This window comes from Halorubrum rarum (assembly GCF_048380895.1).
In the GTDB taxonomy this organism is placed as follows: domain Archaea; phylum Halobacteriota; class Halobacteria; order Halobacteriales; family Haloferacaceae; genus Halorubrum.
Genome location: NZ_JBLWMN010000016.1, coordinates 45,542 through 67,189 on the forward strand (window position 1 = coordinate 45,542; position 21,648 = coordinate 67,189).

Sequence of the window (21,648 nt, forward strand, 5' to 3'; positions counted from 1 at the left end):
TCTTTTTACGGTTACCTGCAATATTTACACCCATGGCACGGCCGTATCAACACTACGTAAACGGCGAGTGGATCTCCGGCGAGGGCTCGGAGACGTTCACCAGCGAGAACCCGGCCACCGGCGAGACCCTCGGCGAGTTCGAGCGCGGCACGCCCGCCGACGTCGACCGCGCGGTCACCGCCGCGGACGAGGCGTTCGACGAGTGGCGCGCGCTCTCGCGGATCGAGCGCGCCGAGTACCTCTGGGACGTGTACCACGAACTCCGCGATCGAACCGACGAGCTCGGTGAGATCGTCACGAAGGAGTGCGGCAAGGAGATCAGCGAGGGGAAAGCAGACGTCGTCGAGGCCGCCCACATGGTCGAGTGGGCCGCCGGCGACGCCCGCCATCCCAAAGGCGACATCGTCCCCTCGGAGATCCCCTCGAAGGACGCGTACATGCGACGAAAGCCGCGCGGCGTCACCGGCTGTATCACGCCGTGGAACTTCCCGGTCGCGATCCCGTACTGGCACATGGCTATCGCGCTCGTCGAGGGCAACACCGTCGTGTTCAAACCGGCCGAGCAGACGCCGTGGTGTGCTCAGATCATCGCGGAGATGTTCGACGATGCCGGGATTCCGGACGGCGCGTTCAACATGGTTCAGGGGTTCGGCGATGCGGGCAACGCGATAGTCGAGAACGACGACGTCGCGACCGTCCTCTTTACCGGCTCCGCGGAGGTCGGACAGCAGATACAGGAGACGCTCGGCGGCGTCCCCGGCAAGCGGGTCGCCTGCGAGATGGGGGGGAAGAACGCCATCGTCGTCACCGAACACGCCGACCTCGACATCGCCGTCCACTCCGCCGTGATGTCGTCGTTCAAGACGACCGGCCAGCGCTGCGTCTCCGCCGAGCGACTGATCGTCCACACGGACGTGTACGACGAGTTCACGGAGCGTTTCGTCGAGATCGCGTCGGACGTCGCCGTCGGCGACCCGCTCGACGAGGAGACGTTCATGGGGCCGCTGATCGAGCCGGAACACGTCGAGAAAGTGACTCGCTACAACGAACTCGCCCGTGAGGAGGGCGTGAACGTGCTCGTCGACCGGACGGAACTGGCCGACGAGGAGATCCCGGCCGGTCACGACGCCGGCCACTGGATCGGCCCGTTCGTGTACGAGGCGGACGCCCACGCCGACCTTCGGTGTACTCACGAGGAAGTGTTCGGTCCCCACGTCGCCCTCCTCGAGTACGACGGTGACATCGAGGAGGCGGTCGCGATCCACAACGACACCGACTACGGGCTCGCGGGCGCGATCGTCTCCGAGGACTACCGCCAGATCAACTACTACCGCGACCACGCCGAGGTCGGACTCGCGTACGGGAACCTCCCGTGTATCGGCGCGGAGGTCCAGCTCCCGTTCGGCGGCGTCAAGAAGTCCGGCAACGGCTACCCGAGCGCTCGGGAGTCGATCGAGGCGGTCACCGACCGCACCGCGTGGACGCTCAACAACTCGAAAACGATCCGGATGGCACAGGGGCTCTCGGCGGACCTCAAGACGGGAGACGAGGAGTAGTCGCGAAGGAGCAGTCGATCAGACGCCTGCGACCGCGTCAGCAACGACGCTCCGAACCTCGTCGATCAGCTCATCGACGTCGTCGCTTTCGGCGTACACGCGGACGTACGCCTCGGTCCCGGACGGGCGAACGAGCGTCCACGACGCGTCCGGGAACTCCAGTCTGACGCCGTGGTCGGTGTCGACGGACGCGTCGGGGAACGCGTCGGGGAGCGTCGCCTCCAACCGCTCCATCGCGGGTTCTTTCGTCTCGTCTGAACACGCGACGCTGACCTTTCGGTACGGTCGCTCCGTCACCGGGTCACGCAGCGCCGAGAGCCCCTCGTCGGCGACGAGTCGGGCGATCACGGCCGCCGAGCAGACGCCGTCGATCCAGCCGCCGAAGGCGGTGTGGACGTGTTTCCACGGCTCCGCCGCGAACGCGACCTCGGTTCCGGGGGCGGCATCAGCTCGGACCGACGCGATCCCCTCGTGGAGCGTGCCCAGTCGGACGCGGTCGACGCGTCCGCCCGCCGCCCGGACGCGTTCGTCGATTCGGCCGGAGGCGTTCGGCGTCGTGACGACGACGGGGTCGTCCGCGTCGCTGGCGTCGGTGTACAGTTCGGCGAGGATCGCGAGGACGGTGTCCTCGTGGACGACCTCGCCGGTCGCATCGACGATGACGATCCGGTCGGCGTCGCCGTCGTGACCGATGCCGAACGCGAATCCCTCGCCGTCTCGGCCAGGGGCCTCGACTCCCTCGTTGGCGTCGGCGACGAACGCGCGGAGATCGCGGAGCGTCTCCGGCGTCGGTTTGCTCCCGCGGCCCGGGAAGTAGCCGTCGACGTTGCCGTTGAGCGTGACGACGGTCGCGCCGAGCTCGCGGAGGACGGTCGGTGTCGCCGGCGCGGACATCCCGTTGCCGCAGTCGACGGCGATCCGGAGCCCGTCGAGGTCCCCACCGAACTCTCCAGCGTAGTCGATGACCGCGTTCAGATACCGGTCGAGCGTCTCGGCGGCGTCCGACTCGGTCCACTCGTTCCACGCCGCGGGCGGGGCGTCCTCGGCCGCTCGGCTCTCGATCGCGGTCTCCAGATCGTCCGAGAACTCCATCCCGTCCCGGAACAGCTTGATCCCGTTGTCCTCGGGCGGGTTGTGCGACGCGGTCAGCATCACGCCGTACCGTCCCTGGGAGGCGTACGCGAGCCCCGGCGTCGGGAGCCGTCCGGCGCGTAACACCTTCACCCCGCCGGAGGCGAGGCCGGCCTCCATCGCGGCCGCGATCGCCGGGCCGGTTACCCGTCCGTCGCGCGCGACGAGGACCTCGGGGGCGTCGTCGGTCCCGTCCCCGGTGGAGTCGCTCGCCGCCCGATCCCGAATCTCCGCCGCCACCGCGCGGCCGATCGTGAGCGCGAGACCGGGCGTCACCCGGTCCTCGACGCCGCCGCGGATGCCGGCCGTTCCGAACAGGTCCATGTGACGGGCGTCGGCCGCCGGGAGTTAGTAGCCGTCGGTCTCGAACCGTCCGACGGGGCAACGGGCTGACGGATCGACGACACGGGAGACGAGCCAACTGGAACGTCCCGGACGATCTCTCGACGCGTCGACGACCTCGGGACGTTTAAAGGGGATGCGGACCGATCGGTTCTCGATGACCGACCGGATCCGTGCGCACGTGTTCGTTTCGGGAACCGTCCAGGGGGTCTACTACCGGGCGACGACGCGGGACACCGCTCGCGATCACGGCGTCGACGGATGGGTACAAAACCTCCCGGACGGTCGCGTCGAGGCGGTCTTCGAGGGACCGGAAGGGGCAGTGCGCGACGTGGTCGAGTGGTGTGAGACGGGGAGTCCAGCCGCCGACGTCGACGCCGTCGACGCGGAGTTCGGTGACCCCGACGGACTCGACGGGTTCGAGGTTCGGTGGTAGGCGGGACCTCCCTCGGGCGGCGGCGTTCCGCACGCTGAGCGCGCGGAGCACGGGCACGGACGACTCGAGTGTTCGGCTCTCGAGACAAGCGCCGTGCCCCGTTCGACGGTATCCGTCCGATACACCTCGAACGAGTCGGCAGGGCTCAGTGTTCGACGAACTCCACGAGCACGCCCCCGGTCGATCCGGGGTGCAGGAACGCCACGTCGTGGCCCCACGCGCCGGGGCGCGGTGCCTCGTCGATGAGTTCGATGCCGAGGTCGCGAGCGCGGTCGAGCGCGGCGGCGACGTCGTCGGTTGCGAGTGCGACGTGGTGGATCCCGGGCCCGTTCCGGTCGAGATATCGGGCGATCGTTCCGTCGTCGACCGGCTCCAGCAGTTCGAGGTAGCCGCCGCCGTCGAGTTCGAGGAAGCGGATCCGGAGGCCGTCGAACGTCTCCTCGTGGGCGACCGACGCGTCGAGCAGGTCGACGAACAGGGTACCGAGTTCCGTGGCGTCGGAGGTGGCGACGCCGACGTGGTCGAAACGCATACCGGCTCGTTCCGCACGCAGTCGGTTAAAAGGACGCGACGGTGCCAGCGAGATGATTTATATGGGCTCGGACGAACGGGGACGCATGGAGCTCTCCAACACCGACGGCGTCGCCGGCAGAGAGATCGTCGAGACGCTCGGCGTCGTCCGCGGCAACACCGTTCGTGCACGAAACGTCGGCCGGGACATCACGCAGGGTCTCCGCAACCTCGCCGGCGGCGAACTCAAGGGGTACACCGAGCTGATGACCGACGCCCGCGATCAGGCGCAGGACCGAATGGTTGCGGAGGCGGAGGCGCTCGACGCCGACGCCGTCGTCAACGTGCGATTCACCACCTCCTCGATCGCCGACAGCGGGGCGGAGATCCTTGCGTACGGCACCGCCGTGCGGCTCCGATAACGCCTCGGCGCTCGCCGCCCCGCGATCACCGTCGCCCCGTGCTCGGCGTCATCGACTACCGGTGCTCGGGGTCGGTCTCGGGTTCGGTCTCGGGTTCGGTCTCGGGTTCGGTCTCGGGATCGCGGTCCCGCCCGGCCCACCGCGTCGCGTCCTCGATCGTTTCCGTCTCCAAGAGACGGTCGAGCCGTCGCTCGAACTCCTCGTCGTCCAGTTCCCCCTCGGCGTACCGGGTTCGGAGGCGAGCGAGGGGATCGGCCTCGTCCGCGGTCTCGGACGATTTCTCGGTCGAACGGTCGTCGATCTCGTAATCGCGCTCTTCGTCGTCCTCGTCGAACAGCATCGCCGTGACGGGAACGATCACGATGTAGCCGAACAGCATGGCGGCGAGCCACCAGTCGTACCCGAGCATCAGCGCGGCGAGCCACGTTCCCGTGACGGTCGTCGCGGCGATCCCGGTGGCGTTTCCGACAGCGCGGTCGCGAACGGATGGAGAGGAGGGATCGGACATCGACCGACCGGTTCGCGTCCCGGGACCAAAAGCTACCGAGGTGCCATCGGGCAGGCCGTTGCACACACGGAATCATAGAAGCGCTCGCACATCAGAACGGGATTTGCTCGGTACAGAAAGGAGAGTTATCGAAGTCACCAACAAGAAATACAGTAGCTGACAGAAATGCACTCAGAATTGGAATCTTCAGTTCCCCAAACTAACTTGTCGTTCCTCTTCGAGGCGTTGGCAACCTTTGACTAGTGAGTCTGGAATATCAGTCGCACTTGAATGCAGCGCTTCAAAAACCACCGCAACTTCCTGGAATCGAGGGCCACGATGTGCAACCAACGGTTTAGTCTCCCATTCGATGAAACCGAAGTCGGCCAACTTTGGTAAATGGTTGTGTTGGAGATCAATTTTGAGTCGTTCAGGATTCTCAGGAACGTCGGGATTAATTGCACCCTCGGGCAGTGGCACCGATTGATTTTCTGGACAATCTAAGAGCGAAACAATAAGTTGGCGACGTGGCTCGGCTGAAAGGGCGCGGAAAACCAGATTCCAATGTTCTATCACAAGTTTACCATTTTCAAATCTTTTTTTTCATGACATAACCATTCGTGACAGGCAGTGATAATTGTTGTGTGATTATCTGGGAGACAGCTATTCACCTATGTGATTAATTAGTATATAAAACATTCTGAAAATTATACATGTTCAATTTATGAAATTTGTCGCCTTCCCACCGTGTATCTTGCACGCCGCTAAGAAAATCATCGCTAATTGGTAGGTAGAACGGCGTTCAGTTCGCACGTAGACACCCACGCTGATTCAGTTGTCGAACTATGAAATAAACCGCCGTGCGAAGGGATCTATGCACCCTCGTTGCACAGGCTATCGACCGTCGACCCTACTCGGAGACCTCGACGGTGAGGTCGTCGCGATCGACGGTACGCTTGAACGTCGGAACGGTGCGGTAGACGACCTCCACGACGTTTTTCCGGCGGAGACTCTGGAGCGCCCGGCGCACCTCGCCGGCCTCGGGGTCGATGTCGAACTCCTCGCGGAGCTTGGTGAGGACGCTCACGACCGACTCCGACCGCTCGTCCGGGCCGGCGACGACCGCGAACACTCGCGCTTCGAGCTCCGGAACGCGGATGACGTCCGGAACGCCGCCTTTCGCCACCTCGTCGGCCTCGATCCCGGGTTCGACGTCGACGAGGTCGTTCGCCTCCGCCGTCGCGCGGATGAGGCTGTCGTCGTCGCGGTAGTAGTACTCCTTCAGGTGGTTCTCGAGGTACTGGTGGACCTCGCTGCCGCCGTCGACGCCCCACGCCTCCTCCAGCTCGGAGTTCTTCGTCGGCTGGAGGCGGACGACGTCCGCGAGCCGCTCCAGTTCCTCCTCGGTCAGGCTCATCGCTCCTCGACCGCGCTTGCCGCACGGATCACGGTCTCCTCGTCGAACTTCGGCCCGACGAGTTGGAGCCCGACCGGAAGCCCGTCGGCCTCACCCGCGGGCACCGAGATCGCCGGCAGGTTCGCGAGGTTGGCCGGCGTCGTGTTCGCGTCCGCGAGATACATCCGAAGCGGGTCGTCGAGGCTCTCGCCGAGCTCGAACGGGAGCACCGGCATCGTCGGCGACGCGACGACGTCGACGTCCGCGAACGCCGCGTCGAAGTCCTGTCGGACCCACGCACGGGCGTCCTGTGCCTTCTTGTAGTACTTGTCGTGATAGCCGGCCGAGAGCGCGTACGTGCCGAGCAGGATCCGCCGTTTGACCTCCGCGCCGAACCCCTCCTCGCGGGTCGCAGCGAACGCCTCGTTCCAGTTCCCGTCGGAGTCGGCGCGGTGACCGTATCGGACGCCGTCGAACCGCGCGAGGTTCGACGACGCCTCGGAGGTCGCGATGACGTAGTACGCCTGCACCGCGTGTTCGACGGACGGCAGCGATATCTCGGTCGTCTCCGCGCCCTGCGCCGCCAGCTCCGCGATGGCGTCCTCGACCGTCTCGACGACGCGCTCGTCGGCCCCGTCGAACAGCTCGGTCGGCACGCCGATCGTCAGGCCATCGACGTCGCCGTCGGCGGCCGCGGCGTAGTCCGGGTTGCCGTTCGCGCCGTCGACCTCGCTCGGAGCGCGGGTCGTCCCGTCGTTCGGGTCCGGTCCCGCGATGACGTCGAGCGCCGCGGCGGCCTCCTCGACCGTGCCAGCGATCGGTCCGATCTGTTCGAGCGAGTTGGCGTACGCGATCAGTCCGTATCGGGAGACGAGCCCGTAGGTCGGCTTGATCCCGACGACACCGCAGAACGCGGCGGGACACCGCACCGAGCCGCCCGTGTCGGAGCCGAGCGCGAGGTCGACCTCGCCGGCGGCGACCGCGGCCGCGGAGCCGCCGGAGGAACCGCCCGGCACGCGCTCTGGGTCGACGGGGTTTCGGGTCGGGCCGAACGCAGACGTCTCCGTCGTCGTGCCCATCCCGAACTCGTCCATGTTCGCCTTCCCGACGATCGTCGCGCCCGCGTCGGTCAGTCGATCGACGACCGTCGCGGAGTACGGCGGGACGTACCCGTCGAGCATCTCCGAGCCGCAGGTCGTTCGCACGCCCGCCGTCGAGATGTTGTCCTTGACGGCGACGGTGCGTCCCGCGAGCGGGCCGTCGTCCTCGCCGTCGATCGTCTCCTCGGTGATGAACAGGTTGAGGTCGGCGGACATCTACGACACCTTCGGCCCTTTGAAGAAGCCGTCCTCGGTCTCTGCGGCGTTCGACAGCGCCTCATCCTGTGTGAGGCCGTTCTCGACCTCGTCGGGACGCATCACGTTGACGAGGTCCTCCTCGCGGTCGACCTCGGGGACCTCGTCGAGCGCCTCGAAGTACTCGAGGATCTCCGCGAACTCCTCGGTGAACGCCTCGACGTCCGCCTCATCGAGGCGAACGCGAGCGAGCTCCGCGACGTGTTCGACCTCCTCGGCGTCGACCGTGGAGCCGTCGCCGCCCGTCGCTTCACCGTCCGGATCCGACGTATCGCTCATACGTGCAACTGCCACGGACCGGGAGTAAGGGTTTCGGAACGGCGGACCGACCGGGACGGCCGGTATCGGTGGGTACATTCCGGCGCGCGATGAACGCCGGGACATGTGTCCGGGCTGCCGACGATCCGCCGTGACGCGGAGGCGATCGAGGGGATGAACTGGCGGTACCGACACACCGTGTTGGCGCTGTGTATGCTCGCGTTCTTCGTTACGTACTTCGCCCGGCTGGCGATCAGTCCCGTCGTTCCGTTCATCGTTGCCGACTTCGACGTCTCGAACACCGCGATCGGGGTGGCGCTGTCGGGGATGTGGCTCGCGTACGGCGTCTCGCAGTTCCCGAGCGGGATCCTCGCGGACCGATACGGGGAGCGACGGGTGATCGCGGTCGCGATCGGCGGTACGACCGTCATGAGCGTCCTGCTCGCGTTCGCCCCCGTTTTCCCGGCGTTCGTGCTCGCGGCGGTCCTGCTCGGGCTCGTCGCCGGACTCCACTACGCGGTGGCGACGACGCTGCTCTCCCGGACGTTCGACGATCTCGGTACGGCGATCGGTATCCACTCTCTCGGCGGTCCGCTCGCCGGACTGATCGCACCCATCGCGGCGGCGTGGGTCGGTGTCCGGTACGGCTGGCGGCCGGCGGTTGCCCTCGCCGGGCTCGTCGGCGTTCCAGTCTTCCTGTTATTCGTCCGGCGCGTCCGCCCGACCGAGCCGCGCCGTCCCGACCAGCCGATGCGAGAACGCCTCCGGCTCGGTCCGCTCGCGGAGCTCCTCTCGCGGCCCGCGATCCTGCTTCCGCTGTTCGTCGCGATGGTCGGGACCTACGTCGTCCAGGGGCTGATGTCGTTCCTTCCGACGTTTCTCGTCGACTTCCGCGGCTACTCGCCGGCCGCTGCCGGCGTCGCCTTTTCGGGCTTCTTCGTCGTTCGAGCGGGCGCACAGGTCGCGATCGGTCGACTCTCGGACCTGCTCGGCCGCGACTCCGTGATCGGCGGGGCGATGCTGTTCGGCGCGCTCGGGACCGCGGGGTTCGTCCTCGTTCCCGGCGTGGGCGGCGTCGCCGCGGCCGTCCTGTTCGCCGGGTTCGGTGCCAGCTTCTTCTCGGCGATCGATCCGCGGTTCATGGACGCGCTGAGCGAGGCCGAGCGGGGAGCCGGATTCGGGCTCGTCCGAACCGTCTACACGGTCATCGGTTCGGCCGGCTCCGTCGGCGTCGGCCTCGCCGCCGATCTGCTCGGATGGGGGCCCTCGTTCGGCCTGCTCGCGGGGCTGTTCGGGGTCGCGTTCGCGGTGCTGCTCGCTAACCGGCTGCTCGGAACCGGCTACTGAACGGTGACGACGACACCGCACGTCGTCGTCAACAACGGCTTTGTACCCGACCGACGAACGGCCGACCAACGCCGCACCGACGCGGCTCGTCAACCATGAGCGAACACCCGGACGTCGTCGTTCTCCGCGAGGGGACCGAGGGCCTGTCGATGGAACCGTACGCCGAGACGCTTCGAGACCGCCTGCCCGACCGGACAGTGGCGTTCGCGCGAACCCCGAAGGCGGAACGCGAACTCGTCCCGCGTGCTCGCGTCGTCACCGGAATCACGGTCGAAGCGGCACTCGTCGCGGACGCCGACCGGCTGGAGCTGTTCGCGTGCACGTTCGCCGGGACCGACCACGTTCCGGTGGAGACGCTCGCCGACCACGGCGTCGCCGTCACCAACGCGGGCGGCATCCACGCGCCGGGGATCGCCGAGGCGACGATCGGTAACATGCTCGTGTTCGCACGCCGGCTTCACGAGGGGTGGCGGCGCAAGTCGAACGCCGAGTGGCGGCACTTCCAGTCGCACGAGTTCACCGGAAGCACGGTGACCGTGATCGGGCTCGGCGCGATCGGTCTGCACGTCGTCGACCGCCTGGCGGGCTTCGACGTGGAGACGATCGGGATCCGGTACACCCCCTCGAAGGGCGGTCCGACCGACGAGGTCGTCGGGTTCGAGACGGACGCGATCCACGACGCGCTCGCCCGAAGCGACTACGTCGTCGTCGCGTGCCCGCTCAACGACATGACTCGGGGGCTGATCGGCGAGGCGGAACTGGCGACGCTCCCGCCACACGCGGTCGTCGTCAACGCTGCGCGGGGCGGGATCGTCGACACCGACGCGCTCGTCTCGGCGCTTCGATCGAGCGGGATCCGCGGTGCGGCGCTCGACGTCACCGATCCCGAGCCGCTTCCGGCCGATCATCCGCTCTGGGAACTGGAGAACTGTCTGATAACCCCACACACCGGCGGTCATACGCCGAAACACTGGGAGCGACTCGCCGACATCGTCGCCGACAACGTCGCCGCGCTTGCGGCGGGCGACGACCTCCGAAACCTCGTGCAAGCACCGGAGACGTGAACCGCCTCGGGGTCAACGAGGCACTCGCCTCGCGTCTCCGTCGACACGGGAGATCTAATACATCTGATGGGTTTTGTTGAAGTCCGTACTGAATGACGCATTCTCTCCCGAGTATGGTCAGTACAGGTTCCCGATGCATCACGGTGATCGACGCGCTACTTGTGATCTGTCAGAATATAACTGCTACATAGGGACGGCTTGTTGTATCATACCGACGGATATTCGCTGGTAGTCCGGACCCTCCTCGCGGAGTGTGGCCGTCTAACTTTACGCGTGGGAACCAATGTCGTCCATGTGGAACACGATGAATAGTAACAACAGAGTGGATTCCGATGACAGGTCGAGCAACGACATGGGCATGGACACGGACCGTCGCGATGAACGCGCTGATCACGAGCGAAATGCGGGTGAACGTGGCAAATGGCTCTCACCGCTGATTGCACTGCTCGGAGTCTGGATGATCGCACTGGCCTTCGTATTAGACGTCACCGGAGCGCAGTTCTGGAGCGACGTCCTCGTTGGTGCGCTCCTGATCGGCGTCGGGGGATACAACTACTCGCGGCAGGCGAACGAACGGCTGGCGAACTCCGCGATCGCCTTGATCGCCGTTGCAGCCGGTCTTTGGTTGATCGCGGCACCGTACGTGCTGGGTGCCGACGCCGGACTCACTGAGTCGGCTTACGATCTTTGGTTCTACAACCACATCGCTGTCGGCTTGCTTGCGGCGGGGCTCGGTGCCTACAGTGCGTACATGACCCGAGATCACCAGCAGGACACTCGCCGGACCAAAGCCTGAGCGGTCCCTTCTCTTCGTGATGTTTGGCAGAACTCGCTACAGCCACCGTCGAGAGAGTCGTTGTTGCCGGTAGACCGCGAGCTGGTACTGGGCCAGTAGTACCGAGGAAGCGATTGCCAGCACCACGAAGCTGCCGATGTATAACAGCGAACCCCCATGAAGAACCCCGTTCAGCAACTGCAGGAGCGCGAACACCGGAAGGCTGAAAGTAAACAGGCTGGTCCGAATCGGGAACTCCCGAGCCATTCGGATGAACGTATCCATCTCGGTCGCCACGTTGTCGTCCATTGTTCTGCTGGTTAACACCAGCATAAGGACGCTAATAACCGCTTCGAACGGCAGTAAGCCAGGATTTCCTCGGGTTCCGTGGGAGACCTGACCTGGAAACCAGCGACGTGAACAGGATTCATCCCCGCTCTAACGGGACGGGGCTTTCTCCTCGATTCTCCGTAAGGGAATCTCGACGAGGGGATCGGTGACGGGATCAACCATCGCTCAGAAATCGAGTAGGTACAAGGTTAAACTATGGGACAAAAGGAGTCCACGTATTCATACCCTCGATATCTGTCGGGTCATCCTTGTTGACTATCGCGCTCGCGTCGCTTCAGTCACCACGTCAACCCCTCGTACGTGATCCCGTTTCGCCGCTCGATTATCCGTCGACCGTCGATCACGACCGACTCCTCCATCGCGTCGAACTCGGCGTCCAGCGCCGCGAACTCGTCCCAATCGGTGACGACGAGCGCGCCGATCGCGTCGTCCAGCGCGTCCGCCGCGGCGGACGCGTACTCGACGTCCGGGAACCGCTCACGCATGGCCTCCGTCGCGACCGGGTCGTAGGCGACGACGGTCGCGCCGCGCTCGCGGAGCCCCTCGATCACGGGAATCGCCCGCGAGTTCCGGACGTCGTCGGTGCCGGGTTTAAAGGCGAGCCCGAGCACGGCCACCCGTTCGCCGGCGACGTCGACGTGGTCGTCGAGCAGCGAGAGGAGCCGTTCGGGCTGTCGGTCGTTCACCTCGACGGTCGCGTTCAACAGCGAGGGGTCGTACCCCGCGTCTCGCCCGGCGGCACGCAGTGCATCGACGTCCTTCGGAAAGCACGATCCCCCGTAGCCAACCCCCGAGCGGAGGAACCGCTCGCCGATCCGGTCGTCGAGACCGACGGCCTCCATCACCTCGTAGGCGTCGAGTCCGAACTCCTTACAGAGGTTGCCCAGATCGTTCGCCAAGGATATCTTCGCGGCGAGCGCGGCGTTGTTGGCGTACTTGATCATCATCGCCGTCTTCGGGTCCGTGTCGACGACGGGGATCTCGCGACCGTCGACGATCGGCTCGTACAGCGCGTGAAGCCGATCGCTGGCCGACTCGGAGTCGGTGCCGAGGACTATCTTGTCCGGGTTCCGGAAGTCGGAGACCGCCGTCCCCTCACGGAGGAACTCGGGATTGGTCGCGAGTTCGACCCGGTCGGCGGCGTCGCCCGCACCCGCGGCCAGCGCCGCACGGATCTCGTCGACCGCCGGCGGCGTGATCGTGCTCTTGACCACGACGAGCCCGCGCTCGTCCGGACCGAGTCCCGAGAGCGCCTCGCCGACCCCCCGGGCGGCCGCGGAGAGTGCGCCGAGGTCGATGTCGCCGTCCGGCTCCGACGGCGTCCCGATCGCGAGGAACGTGACGTCCGACTCGGGGATGTCGTCGTACGACGTCGTCGCGCGGAGGCGGTCGCCAGCGTTCCGCTCCAACAGCTCGTCGAGGCCGTGCTCGTGTATCGCCGCGTGCCCCTCGTTTACCGCCGCGACCACCTCCGAGTCGATGTCGATGGCGACTACCTCGTGGCCCACGTCCGCGAGACACGCCGCGAGCGTCGTGCCGACGTAACCGCTTCCGACGACGGATACCTGCATATCGATGTGATCGTTCCCCGCACCCATGAGCGTTCCGCGTCCGCACACCCGTCGGCGGAGCGGTCACACCGCCCGTCGGGGACCCCCGAGCGCGCCCGCTCCGGCAACTGCTTAAGTACGATCCCGTCGTAATCGGCTCGTATGCGCGTTGGCGACCTCCCGCTCGATCCCACGTTTCTCGATCACTTCCGGCACGAGGGGATCGAGGAGTTATATCCGCCACAGGCGGCGGCAGTCGACGCCGGGATCTGTGCGGGCGAGAACGTCGTCGCAGCGATCCCGACCGCCTCGGGAAAGACGTTCATCGCGGCGCTCGCGCTCCTCTCCGCGGACGGACCGGGGCTGTACGTCTGCCCGCTCCGCGCGCTCGCTCGGGAGAAGTACGAGACGTTCGCTGCGCTACCCGGCGTCGACGTCGGCGTCTCGACCGGCGACTTCGACGCGACCGGCGAGGAGCTCGCGAACAACGACGTCGTCGTCGCCACGAGCGAGAAGGTGGACTCAGCGATCCGGAACGGCGCGGACTGGGTCGACCGGCTCGCCTGCGTCGTCGTCGACGAGGTCCATCTACTCGGCGAGAAGCGCCGAGGGCCGACCCTGGAGGTGACCCTGGCGACGCTGCGGCGACGCACCCCCGACGTCCAGACCGTCGCGCTCTCGGCGACCGTCGACAACCCGGAGGCGATCGCCGAGTGGCTGGACGCGACCCTTGTCGAGTCCGACTGGCGACCGGTCGATCTCCGGACGGGCGTCTGCGTCAACGGTCTCGTCGATTTCGACGACGGAACGACGCTGTCGGTCGACCTCGATGGGACGGACGAACGTGAGGGCGCTGGCGGTTCCGGCGCTGGCGGATCTGGCGATGACGGGTCTCGTGACGGCGATGCGGACCGCACGGAGACGACGGTCGCGCTCGTTTCCGACGCCGTCGACGCCGGCGGGCAGTGCGTGACGTTCGTGCGATCGCGTCGAGCGGCGGCCGGACTCGCCGAGCGACTCGCCTCGGCAGGGCTCGCCGAGCGGAAGGGGATCGAGTCGGAGGCCGAACGGGTCGCGCAGGCGGCCACCGACGTCGACGGAACGCTCACTGGGGAACGACTCGCCGACTGTCTGCGCGGTGGCGTCGCGTTCCACCACGCCGGACTTCGGGCCGGCCACCGGGCGGTCGTCGAGGAGGCGTTCCGCAACCGCGAGATCGCCGCGATCTGTGCGACGCCGACGCTCGCCGCCGGGGTCAACGTTCCGGCGCGGCGAGTGATCGTCCGCGACCAGAAGCGGTACACCGGCTCCGGGACCGAGTGGCTCCCGACGCTCGAGGTCCACCAGATGTGCGGGCGCGCGGGTCGACCCGGACTGGATCCGTACGGCGAGGCCGTACTGCTCGGCGAGGCGTCGACGCGGGCGGAGCTGGTCGAGCGATACGTCGACGGGGACCCCGAGGCGGTCGAGTCACAGCTCGCGGATCCGGGCGCGCTCCGGACCCACGTGCTCTCGGCGGTCGCCACCGGATCGGCGACGACCGAGGCGGCGATCCTCGACGTGTTCGAGGGGACCTTCTACGCCCGCGAGGCGGGGGCGGGCGGGCTCGCGGACGCCGTCGCCGTCGCCGTGGACGACCTCGTCGGGATGGGAATGCTCCGCCGAGACACGGGAGCGGGCGTGGACGCCTACCGACTCGTTGCGACGCCGGTCGGCGAGACGACCTCGAAACAGTACGTCCGGCCGGAGACCGGCGAGCGGATCGTTTCGGGGCTCCGAACCGTGGCCGGAATGGCGAATCCGACGACGCTCACGGTGTTGGAGACGATCTGTGACACGCCCGACATGCAGGACACGTATCTCGGGAACCGCGAGCGCGCGGAGATCTATCGATTCGCCCGAGCGCACGCGTCGGAGCTGACGACGTCGATGACCGAAACGACGGACTTCGAAGGGTGGTTGGAGTCGGTGAAAACCGCTCGGATCCTCGACGAGTGGATAGAGGGAGCGACCGTCGAGGAGCTCGTCGAGGCGTATCGGATCGGTCCGGGAGACCTCGACTCACGGATCGAGCGGGCGGAGTGGCTGTTGAGCGCGTCGGACGCGCTCGCTGCAACCATCGAGGTGAGTGTGCCGGCGATCGGACGCGCACGGGGGAGACTCTAGCGGGGTAGGGCCATCAGTATCTAGCGGGATAGGGCCATCAGGATCGGCCTCGAGCGCCTGCATACAGCGGGAATCGGTCGAGGAGCGACGCGACCGGACCGAGCGAAGGAGCGCGAGACCGAACGACGCAACGGGTTCGAGACGGGCGGGGGTCACGTCGTCGCGACCCGATTAAAACCGGCCCCGTGTCAGTCGGCCGGTTCGACCGCGTGGTGATACGGCGTGCGGGCGATCGTCTCGCGCAGTTCCGCGAGCGACTCGCGACCTGCCTCGTTCGCGACCGACATCACGGCGAACACTTCCTGTCGGGATATCTTCACGCCGGCCTCGGTGAGCGCGTCCTCCGGACGCGTTCGGAGTTCGCGTAAGGTCCCGACCGCGAGCAGGTACGGGACCGACCACGCCTCGATCGTGTTCCCGTGCGACAGCGGCATCGTTTCGAGATACGCCTGTGCGTCGTCGAGGAACGACCGCGCGTAGTTCGCGGTTCGGTCGACGACCCGAGCGGACGATTCCCGGTTTTCGGGCGCGATGAGTTGCTCCTGGTCGACCCCTTCGTCCGCAAGCCACTCGGCGGGGAGGTAGACGTTGTTCTCCTCGGTGTAGTCGTCGTACACGTCCTTCGAGACGTTCACGAGCTGTAAGAGGAGACCGAACTCCTCGGCGGTTTCGCGGAGCCGCCGGGCGCGAGACTCGGCGACGTCGCCCCGGGTGAGGAGGTTCGTGATGAGGTTCCCGACGGTGCCGGCGGCGTAGTAGCAGTACTGTTCGAGCTCGTCGCGGTCGTCGATACGGAGTCCGCCCTTGTCGGCGTGCCGGTCGACGAACATCGCCATCCCGTCGACCATCTCGACGACCGGCGGGATGATGGCCTCGCGGGCCTCCGGATCCAACTGCTCGAACGTCGCGAGGATCGTCGGCGACTCGGCGACGACCGCCCAGTCGTCGCTTCGCTCCTCGGGTTCGGGGAGCCACTCGTCGATCTCCGCTCGGAACCGGTCGATGCTGACGTCCTCGTTCGGATCGATGGCTCGCTCGTACGTCCGGAGGACGTCGCTTTGCGCCGCGGGAGGAATGTGTCCGGCGTCCTCGACGGTGTCCGCGACGCGACAGAGGAGATAGCCGACACAGATCTGTGAGGCCATCGGCTCGTCCAACACGTCGACGGTCAACGCGAAGGTTCGGGAGACTCCTTGGACCGCCTCGTGACACCACGCGAGGTCGGGTTCGACGGAACCGTGTTCTCGTCCGCTCATTCGGTTATCGGTTGTTACGGCACGACCCATAAAAAAGCCTCGCGGGACGTGCTCGCAGGGAATCGACTTCGATATCGCTCGAAACCGACCGAATGCACCGTTTTGTCCCTTCGTAAACGACGAACCCGTGTACAACCGTGTGGAAACGGCTAAGGGATCCGATGGGGACGATATCGCATGGAGTTCACGCTGACGGCCGAGCAGCGACAGATTCGTGACACGGTCGCGGAGTTCGTCGACGAGGAGGTGGTCCCGCGTGCCGCGGAGATCGACGCAACCGACGAGTTCCCGGCGGATCTGATCGCCGAGATGGCCGATCTGGGTCTCATGGGGATGCCGTTCCCGGTCGAATACGGTGGCGCGGGTCTCGACTATCACAGCTACGCGATCGGGATCGCGGAGATATCTCGCGGCTCCGGCGGTCTCGGAACCGTCGTGGCCGCACACACGTCGCTGGCGGGGAACATGGTGTACGCGTTCGGCGACGAGCCGCAAAAGGAGCGGTTTCTCACGCCGCTGAACACCGGCGAAGACGTCGGCGCGTTCGCGCTCTCGGAGGCCGGCGCAGGGTCGGACGTGCCCGCGATGACGACGACCGCGGGCCGCGACGGCGACGGCTACCGAATCGACGGCGGGAAGCTCTGGATCTCGAACGGCTCCGTCGCGGACACCGTGATCGTCTTCGCGAAGACCGATCCCGACGCGGGTCGGAAGGGGATCTCCGCGTTCGTCGTCCGACCCGACGAGGACGACGGGTTCGTCGTGGAGGGGACCGAGGAGAAACTCGGCGACAAGGGCTGTCCGACGGCCGAGCTGCGGTTCGACGAGCTGTGGGTCCCGGAGGACCGCCTGCTGGGCGAGGAGGGCGAGGGGTTCGTACAGGCGTTGAAGACGCTGAACGGCGGCCGGATCACGATCGCGGCGCGCTCGGTCGGGATCGCCCGCGCGGCGCTCGCGGAGGCGACCGAGTACGCTCAGGAGCGCGAGCAGTTCGGCGGTCCGATCGCCGACTTTCAGGCGATCCAACACAAGCTCGCCGACATGGACACGAAGGTACAGGCCGCGACGCTCCTGATGCACAAGGCCGCGGACAGCAAGGAGCGCGACGAGGAGTTCATCAAGGAGGCCGCACAGGCGAAGCTGTACGCCTCCGAGATAGCCCGTGAGGTCGCCAACGAGGGGATCCAGATACACGGCGGCTACGGGTACACAAAGGACTTTCCCGCCGAGCGGTTCTACCGCGACGCGAAGCTCTCGGAGATCTACGAGGGAACCAGCGAAGTGCTCCGGAACACGATCGCGAACCGGCTGCTCGACGAGTAGCTCTTATTTGACTTTCGTGCCCGGTTCCGCGCCCTCGTAGGTCGTGAGGAGGTCCGCCTCCTCGCCGGCCGCGAGCACCATCCCGTTCGACTCGACGCCGAACAGCTCCGCCCGCTCCATGTTCGTGAGCACGATCACCTTCGTTCCCGGGAGATCGTCGACGTCGTGGAGTCGCTTGAGCCCGGCGACGATCGTCCGCGTCTCCGCGCCGAGGTCGACGGTCAACTCGAGGAGGTCGTCCGCTCCCTCGATGCCGACCGCGTCCTCGATCCGGCCGACGCGGAGGTCGAGTTCCTGAAACTCCTCGAAGCTGATCCGGTCGTCACTGATGGGTTCGATGTCGGTCATGTCGTCGGTGGTGTCGTCGTCGGTGGTGTCCGTGTGGTCGTCGGTCTCGTCGTCCTCGCTCCCGTCGTCTCGGTCGTCGTCGCGTTCGCCCTCCTCGGCCCCGGCGACGCGCGCCTCCAGCTTCTCGTTCAGTTCGTCGACGCGCTCGTCCGGGATCTTCTCGAACAGCTCGGTCGGTTCCGAGAGGTCGCCTGCGGGTGAGCGTCTGGCCTCGTCGACGGTGACCTCGTGGACCGACCCGGACTCGCCGAGCTGGTCCCAGAGGCGTTCGGCCTTCGCGGGAGCGATCGGCTCGAAGAGGACGGCGATCGCCTTCGCGATCGCGACGCAGTCGTGGATGACCTGTGCCGCGTTCTCGGGCTCGTCGTCGACGAGCCGCCAGGGCTCGTTGCGCTGGATGTACTCGTTGCCGAACCGCGCCAGGTCGGTGACGGCGTCGCCGAGCGCGCGGACCGAGTAGTCGTTGACCGCGGCCTCGACGTCGGCTATCGCCTCGTCGATGCGGTCGGCGACCTCCTCGCTCGTCGCGTCGACGTCGGGCGCGCCGTCGTAGTTGCGGTGGGCAAACAGGAGCGAGCGGTACAGGAAGTTCCCGACCGTCCCGACCAGTTCGGTGTTGACGCGGTCCCGGAACTTCTCCCACGAGAAGTCGACGTCCTGCTGGAACCCGCCGTTGGTCGCGAGGTAGTAGCGCAGCGGGTCGGGGTGAAAGCCCTCGTCGATGTACTCGTCGGCCCACACCGCGCGGTCGCGGCTGGTCGAGAACCCCTTGCCGCCGAGGGTGACGAAGCCGGACGCCATCACCGCCCGGGGCTCGGCGTGATCGGTCGCCTCGAGCATCGCCGGCCAGAAGATCGTGTGGTGTTGGATGATGTCGCGACCGATGACGTGGACTATCTCGCCGCCCTCGGGATGGGCCTCGCTGACTCCCTCCTTCCAGGCGGTCTCCCAGTCGAAGACGTCGGAGCCGACCCGGTCGGTGTACTGCTTCGTCGAGGAGATGTACTCGATCGGGGCGTCGACCCAGACGTATAACACGAGGTCCCGTTCGGAGCCTCCGTCGTCTTTCCCGGGCGACGCCGCCCCGTCCTCCGGGTAGTCGATCCCCCAGTCCATATCGCGGGTGATACACCAGTCCTGGAGCCCCTGCTCGATCCACTCGCGGGGTTGGTTGCGGGCGTTCGAGGTCCCCTCCAGTCGGTCGAGGAACCCCGAGAGGTAGTCGGCGAACTCCGAGACGGCGAAGAACTTGTGGGTACGCTCGCGGTACTCCGCGGGGTTGCCCGTGATCGTCGAGACGGGCTCGTCGATCTCGCCGGGCTCGAGGTGCCGCTGACAGCCCTCGTCGCACTCGTCGCCGCGGGCGTGTTCGCCGCAGTACGGGCAGGTCCCTTCCACGTAGCGGTCGGGGAGGAACTGGTCGTCGACGGGGTCGTACGCGACCATGATCTCCTTTTCGTACACGTGGCCGGCGTCCTCCAGATCACGGACCAGCGCCTGTGTCGTCTCCGTGTTCGTCCGGTCGTGAGTGTGGCCGTAGTTGTCGAACTCGACGTTGAACTTCGGGAACGTTTCGGCGTACCGCTCGTGCCAGTCGAGCGCGAACGTCTCGGGGGAGACGCCCTCCTGCTCGGCGTTGACCGCGACGGGCGTCCCGTGCATGTCCGAGCCGGAGACGAACGCGGTCTGCTGTCCGAGCCGTCGGAGCGCGCGAGAGAACACGTCGCCGCCGACGTACGTGCGGAGGTGACCGATGTGGAGGTCGCCGTTGGCGTACGGCAGACCACAGGTCACCACCGCGGGGGATTCGGTGGGGAAGTCGTCGTGGCTCATGAGATGTGCGTGTTCGATAGGTCGGGCATACGGGCCAAAAACCCGCTGGTTCGTGGTCGAGATCGGCGACTCGCTAACGACGCTCCGGCGGTCGACAGTCCTCCGACGGTCGACGGTGCTCCGGCGATCCTTCGGCGGCCCTCCGGCGATCCTCCGGCGGCCCTCCGGCGATCCTTCGATGACCGGCGTGTGGAACTGGTCTCCAGATGCGGGAGACTCAAATTACGGTTTAACCCACCCGAGAAGCTAACCGGATCCGGACGATACCCGGAGGTAACTCCGCTTTCACGCCTATGCCCAAGCTACTCCCCTCGCGAACGGATCCGGATATCGACCGCAGCGGCGATCCGTCCGTGTTGTACGTCGACGACGATCGGACGAAGGAGCTGGTGTCGACGCTCGCTTCGGAGACGACGATGGACGCGTTCCGTCGGCTGAACGAGGATCCGCTGACGGCCTCCGAGCTGTCCGACGACCTCGATCTGTCGATTCAGAACGCGAGCTACCACCTGGACAAGCTCCAGGAAGCCGGCCTCATCGAGGTCGTCGACGTCTGTTACTCGGAGAAAGGTCGAGAGATGAACGTGTACGCGGTGGCGCGCGAGCCGCTCGTGCTCGTGTTGGGGACGGAAAACGACGGTCCGCGCGTCCGAAAGGCGTTCGCCGGACTGGCCGGCGTCGTCGGCGCGCCGGCGATCGCGATCGCCGCATGGCGCTCCGTCGCGAACCTCGTCGACGACGTCGTCGGGACGTAGTGGCTTCCAACTCGTGTGCTCGGAGCGTCTCGGGAGCGACCCGTGTGAGTACAGACGGATTCACCGATCGTCCGGTTCGAGGTCGGGAAACGCGAACACCGGTCGCGGCGTGACGAGATCGCTTCCCGAGCGCGGCCGTGTTGGAGGAACTCCGCCGTCAGCGCCACACGGAGGGTGTGCTCGCCGACGTCGCGTTGTCTCTGGAAGTCACGCAGTCTCCGGCCCGTGGGCTCCCGTCCAGTGTGGCAACACACCACGTTTCCGGTGAACGGATCGGGTCTCGTCCGGGGTCGAGCGCGGCGTTCACGACACCGGGTTTCCGGAGGCGTCGTGCCGTCTCGTTCCGAGGTACGGGATCGAAACAGGGCTCGACACAAGACACAAGGCGTCACGGGCGTATCGGTCGGGTATGCAACCCTCCAAGGAGCGAGCGGGGTCGGACGGCGACCCGCTCGACGATCTCGACGACCTCCTCGACGACGACCTCGCGGGCGAGAGCGGCCGCGACGCCGTGGCCGATCGCGATGCGCCGGAAACGACCCCGTCCGGCGGCGGGTCCGAGCGGGGCGGACGTCCCGCCGGTCGCGTCGGGATCGAGGGTCGCTGGTTCTCGATCAAGTCGTTCGCCGTCGCCGTGATCGCGTTGGGGCTCGGCGTGTTCCTCGGCGGGATGATCCCGCTTATCGGCGGGACGATCGGCCACGCCGCGGGCGTGTTCCTCGGTGCGTTCCTCGCCGGCCTCCTCTTTTCGACCGGTAGGTACGCCGAAACCGGACTCGCGGGAGCCGGGATCGGCGGCGGCAGCGCGCTGTTGAACGTCCTCGGGATCGGCTTTCTCCCGATCGGACTGCAGTACGTCCAGGAGTGGGGCGTCGCCCTGCTCGCCGTCGGCGGCGGGATCGGGCTGGTGGTCGCACTTGTCGGACACTACTTCGGTCGCGACCTCCGCGCCGGGCTCACCGGGGAACTCCCGGAGTAGCCGACTCC

Annotated in this window: 21 protein-coding genes; 10 read left to right on the top strand and 11 right to left on the bottom strand. The window is 66.6% G+C overall.

Features of this window, described 5'->3' with window-relative positions; translation table 11 throughout:
• Positions 1 to 32 precede the first annotated feature (32 nt).
• Positions 33 to 1,556, top strand: coding sequence for an aldehyde dehydrogenase family protein (locus ACNSN7_RS12025; RefSeq protein WP_418282534.1), 1,524 nt, complete (start codon positions 33 to 35; stop codon positions 1,554 to 1,556).
• An 18-nt stretch (positions 1,557 to 1,574) separates the two neighbouring features.
• On the opposite strand, the gene ACNSN7_RS12030 is transcribed toward ACNSN7_RS12025, so the two are convergent.
• The gene (locus ACNSN7_RS12030) at positions 1,575 to 3,011 is read right to left on the bottom strand and encodes a phosphohexomutase domain-containing protein (protein ID WP_418282535.1); all 1,437 of its coding nucleotides are present in this window, start codon (positions 3,009 to 3,011) and stop codon (positions 1,575 to 1,577) included.
• A gap of 175 nt (positions 3,012 to 3,186) precedes the next feature.
• Between ACNSN7_RS12030 and ACNSN7_RS12035 the strand changes: the two genes are divergently transcribed.
• Positions 3,187 to 3,465 carry an acylphosphatase gene (locus ACNSN7_RS12035; protein WP_418282536.1) on the top strand — a complete coding sequence of 93 codons (279 nt, stop codon included), beginning with the start codon at positions 3,187 to 3,189 and terminating at the stop codon, positions 3,463 to 3,465.
• A gap of 145 nt (positions 3,466 to 3,610) precedes the next feature.
• On the opposite strand, the gene mce is transcribed toward ACNSN7_RS12035, so the two are convergent.
• Complete coding sequence (mce, locus tag ACNSN7_RS12040) at positions 3,611 to 3,997, bottom strand: methylmalonyl-CoA epimerase (RefSeq protein WP_418282537.1); 387 nt, start codon at positions 3,995 to 3,997, stop codon at positions 3,611 to 3,613.
• 85 nt (positions 3,998 to 4,082) lie between these two features.
• Between mce and ACNSN7_RS12045 the strand changes: the two genes are divergently transcribed.
• A complete protein-coding gene (locus ACNSN7_RS12045) occupies positions 4,083 to 4,397 on the top strand; it encodes a YbjQ family protein (protein WP_418282538.1) in 315 nt (104 codons plus the stop codon).
• Positions 4,398 to 4,452: 55 nt separating this feature from the next.
• Here ACNSN7_RS12045 and ACNSN7_RS12050 read toward each other — a convergent pair whose 3' ends face one another.
• The 5 genes from ACNSN7_RS12050 to gatC all read right to left on the bottom strand — a co-directional run bounded on the left by ACNSN7_RS12050 (position 4,453) and on the right by gatC (position 7,914).
• Entirely contained in the window at positions 4,453 to 4,905 is a 453-nt protein-coding gene (locus ACNSN7_RS12050; RefSeq protein ID WP_418282539.1) for an SHOCT domain-containing protein, read from the bottom strand.
• Between the two features lie 186 nt (positions 4,906 to 5,091).
• Positions 5,092 to 5,460, bottom strand: a complete 369-nt coding sequence (locus tag ACNSN7_RS12055; protein WP_418282540.1) for a hypothetical protein — start codon at positions 5,458 to 5,460, stop codon at positions 5,092 to 5,094.
• A 334-nt stretch (positions 5,461 to 5,794) separates the two neighbouring features.
• On the bottom strand, positions 5,795 to 6,301 hold the full coding sequence (locus ACNSN7_RS12060) for a DUF5797 family protein (protein ID WP_418282541.1): 507 nt from the start codon (positions 6,299 to 6,301) through the stop codon (positions 5,795 to 5,797).
• Complete coding sequence (gatA, locus tag ACNSN7_RS12065; RefSeq protein ID WP_418282542.1) at positions 6,298 to 7,596, bottom strand: Asp-tRNA(Asn)/Glu-tRNA(Gln) amidotransferase subunit GatA; 1,299 nt, start codon at positions 7,594 to 7,596, stop codon at positions 6,298 to 6,300. Before gatA ends, ACNSN7_RS12060 begins: the two co-directional genes overlap by 4 nt.
• On the bottom strand, positions 7,597 to 7,914 hold the full coding sequence (gene gatC / locus ACNSN7_RS12070; RefSeq protein WP_418282543.1) for an Asp-tRNA(Asn)/Glu-tRNA(Gln) amidotransferase subunit GatC: 318 nt from the start codon (positions 7,912 to 7,914) through the stop codon (positions 7,597 to 7,599).
• A gap of 153 nt (positions 7,915 to 8,067) precedes the next feature.
• Between gatC and ACNSN7_RS12075 the strand changes: the two genes are divergently transcribed.
• The 3 genes from ACNSN7_RS12075 to ACNSN7_RS12085 all read left to right on the top strand — a co-directional run bounded on the left by ACNSN7_RS12075 (position 8,068) and on the right by ACNSN7_RS12085 (position 11,100).
• Complete coding sequence (locus ACNSN7_RS12075) at positions 8,068 to 9,240, top strand: MFS transporter (protein ID WP_418282580.1); 1,173 nt, start codon at positions 8,068 to 8,070, stop codon at positions 9,238 to 9,240.
• Positions 9,241 to 9,335: 95 nt separating this feature from the next.
• Positions 9,336 to 10,304: a D-2-hydroxyacid dehydrogenase gene (locus ACNSN7_RS12080; protein WP_418282544.1), complete on the top strand. Its 969-nt coding sequence runs from the start codon at positions 9,336 to 9,338 to the stop codon at positions 10,302 to 10,304.
• A 352-nt stretch (positions 10,305 to 10,656) separates the two neighbouring features.
• Positions 10,657 to 11,100 carry an SPW repeat domain-containing protein gene (locus tag ACNSN7_RS12085; protein ID WP_418282545.1) on the top strand — a complete coding sequence of 148 codons (444 nt, stop codon included), beginning with the start codon at positions 10,657 to 10,659 and terminating at the stop codon, positions 11,098 to 11,100.
• A 36-nt stretch (positions 11,101 to 11,136) separates the two neighbouring features.
• Here the strand turns inward: ACNSN7_RS12085 and ACNSN7_RS12090 are convergent, their stop codons facing one another.
• A complete protein-coding gene (locus ACNSN7_RS12090; protein ID WP_418282546.1) occupies positions 11,137 to 11,388 on the bottom strand; it encodes a hypothetical protein in 252 nt (83 codons plus the stop codon).
• A gap of 320 nt (positions 11,389 to 11,708) precedes the next feature.
• A complete protein-coding gene (gene aglM / locus ACNSN7_RS12095) occupies positions 11,709 to 13,001 on the bottom strand; it encodes a UDP-glucose 6-dehydrogenase AglM (protein WP_418282547.1) in 1,293 nt (430 codons plus the stop codon).
• 141 nt (positions 13,002 to 13,142) lie between these two features.
• On the opposite strand from aglM, the gene ACNSN7_RS12100 reads away from it, so the two are divergent.
• Positions 13,143 to 15,146 (top strand): DEAD/DEAH box helicase, encoded by a 2,004-nt coding sequence (locus ACNSN7_RS12100; RefSeq protein ID WP_418282548.1) that lies wholly within the window; start codon positions 13,143 to 13,145, stop codon positions 15,144 to 15,146.
• 188 nt (positions 15,147 to 15,334) lie between these two features.
• On the opposite strand, the gene ACNSN7_RS12105 is transcribed toward ACNSN7_RS12100, so the two are convergent.
• Positions 15,335 to 16,402, bottom strand: coding sequence for a phytoene/squalene synthase family protein (locus ACNSN7_RS12105; RefSeq protein ID WP_418282549.1), 1,068 nt, complete (start codon positions 16,400 to 16,402; stop codon positions 15,335 to 15,337).
• 177 nt (positions 16,403 to 16,579) lie between these two features.
• On the opposite strand from ACNSN7_RS12105, the gene ACNSN7_RS12110 reads away from it, so the two are divergent.
• Positions 16,580 to 17,725, top strand: coding sequence for an acyl-CoA dehydrogenase family protein (locus ACNSN7_RS12110; protein ID WP_418282550.1), 1,146 nt, complete (start codon positions 16,580 to 16,582; stop codon positions 17,723 to 17,725).
• Between the two features lie 3 nt (positions 17,726 to 17,728).
• On the opposite strand, the gene metG is transcribed toward ACNSN7_RS12110, so the two are convergent.
• The gene (gene metG / locus ACNSN7_RS12115; RefSeq protein ID WP_418282551.1) at positions 17,729 to 19,906 is read right to left on the bottom strand and encodes a methionine--tRNA ligase; all 2,178 of its coding nucleotides are present in this window, start codon (positions 19,904 to 19,906) and stop codon (positions 17,729 to 17,731) included.
• Positions 19,907 to 20,199: 293 nt separating this feature from the next.
• Here metG and ACNSN7_RS12120 point away from each other — a divergent pair, with 293 nt between their 5' ends.
• Positions 20,200 to 20,661, top strand: coding sequence for an ArsR/SmtB family transcription factor (locus tag ACNSN7_RS12120; protein WP_418282552.1), 462 nt, complete (start codon positions 20,200 to 20,202; stop codon positions 20,659 to 20,661).
• Positions 20,662 to 21,070: 409 nt separating this feature from the next.
• Positions 21,071 to 21,640, top strand: a complete 570-nt coding sequence (locus ACNSN7_RS12125) for a DUF8526 domain-containing protein (RefSeq protein WP_418282553.1) — start codon at positions 21,071 to 21,073, stop codon at positions 21,638 to 21,640.
• The last annotated feature ends 8 nt before the right edge of the window (positions 21,641 to 21,648 follow it).

Coding starts and splice junctions, on each gene's coding strand:
- ACNSN7_RS12025 (WP_418282534.1), top strand. CDS start 33: ATGGCACGGCCGTATCAACACTACGTAAACGGCGAGTGGATCTCCGGC.
- ACNSN7_RS12030 (WP_418282535.1), bottom strand. CDS start 3,011: ATGGACCTGTTCGGAACGGCCGGCATCCGCGGCGGCGTCGAGGACCGG.
- ACNSN7_RS12035 (WP_418282536.1), top strand. CDS start 3,187: ATGACCGACCGGATCCGTGCGCACGTGTTCGTTTCGGGAACCGTCCAG.
- mce (WP_418282537.1), bottom strand. CDS start 3,997: ATGCGTTTCGACCACGTCGGCGTCGCCACCTCCGACGCCACGGAACTC.
- ACNSN7_RS12045 (WP_418282538.1), top strand. CDS start 4,083: ATGGAGCTCTCCAACACCGACGGCGTCGCCGGCAGAGAGATCGTCGAG.
- ACNSN7_RS12050 (WP_418282539.1), bottom strand. CDS start 4,905: ATGTCCGATCCCTCCTCTCCATCCGTTCGCGACCGCGCTGTCGGAAAC.
- ACNSN7_RS12060 (WP_418282541.1), bottom strand. CDS start 6,301: ATGAGCCTGACCGAGGAGGAACTGGAGCGGCTCGCGGACGTCGTCCGC.
- gatA (WP_418282542.1), bottom strand. CDS start 7,596: ATGTCCGCCGACCTCAACCTGTTCATCACCGAGGAGACGATCGACGGC.
- gatC (WP_418282543.1), bottom strand. CDS start 7,914: ATGAGCGATACGTCGGATCCGGACGGTGAAGCGACGGGCGGCGACGGC.
- ACNSN7_RS12075 (WP_418282580.1), top strand. CDS start 8,068: ATGAACTGGCGGTACCGACACACCGTGTTGGCGCTGTGTATGCTCGCG.
- ACNSN7_RS12080 (WP_418282544.1), top strand. CDS start 9,336: ATGAGCGAACACCCGGACGTCGTCGTTCTCCGCGAGGGGACCGAGGGC.
- ACNSN7_RS12085 (WP_418282545.1), top strand. CDS start 10,657: ATGGGCATGGACACGGACCGTCGCGATGAACGCGCTGATCACGAGCGA.
- ACNSN7_RS12090 (WP_418282546.1), bottom strand. CDS start 11,388: ATGGACGACAACGTGGCGACCGAGATGGATACGTTCATCCGAATGGCT.
- aglM (WP_418282547.1), bottom strand. CDS start 13,001: ATGCAGGTATCCGTCGTCGGAAGCGGTTACGTCGGCACGACGCTCGCG.
- ACNSN7_RS12100 (WP_418282548.1), top strand. CDS start 13,143: ATGCGCGTTGGCGACCTCCCGCTCGATCCCACGTTTCTCGATCACTTC.
- ACNSN7_RS12105 (WP_418282549.1), bottom strand. CDS start 16,402: ATGAGCGGACGAGAACACGGTTCCGTCGAACCCGACCTCGCGTGGTGT.
- ACNSN7_RS12110 (WP_418282550.1), top strand. CDS start 16,580: ATGGAGTTCACGCTGACGGCCGAGCAGCGACAGATTCGTGACACGGTC.
- metG (WP_418282551.1), bottom strand. CDS start 19,906: ATGAGCCACGACGACTTCCCCACCGAATCCCCCGCGGTGGTGACCTGT.
- ACNSN7_RS12120 (WP_418282552.1), top strand. CDS start 20,200: ATGCCCAAGCTACTCCCCTCGCGAACGGATCCGGATATCGACCGCAGC.
- ACNSN7_RS12125 (WP_418282553.1), top strand. CDS start 21,071: ATGCAACCCTCCAAGGAGCGAGCGGGGTCGGACGGCGACCCGCTCGAC.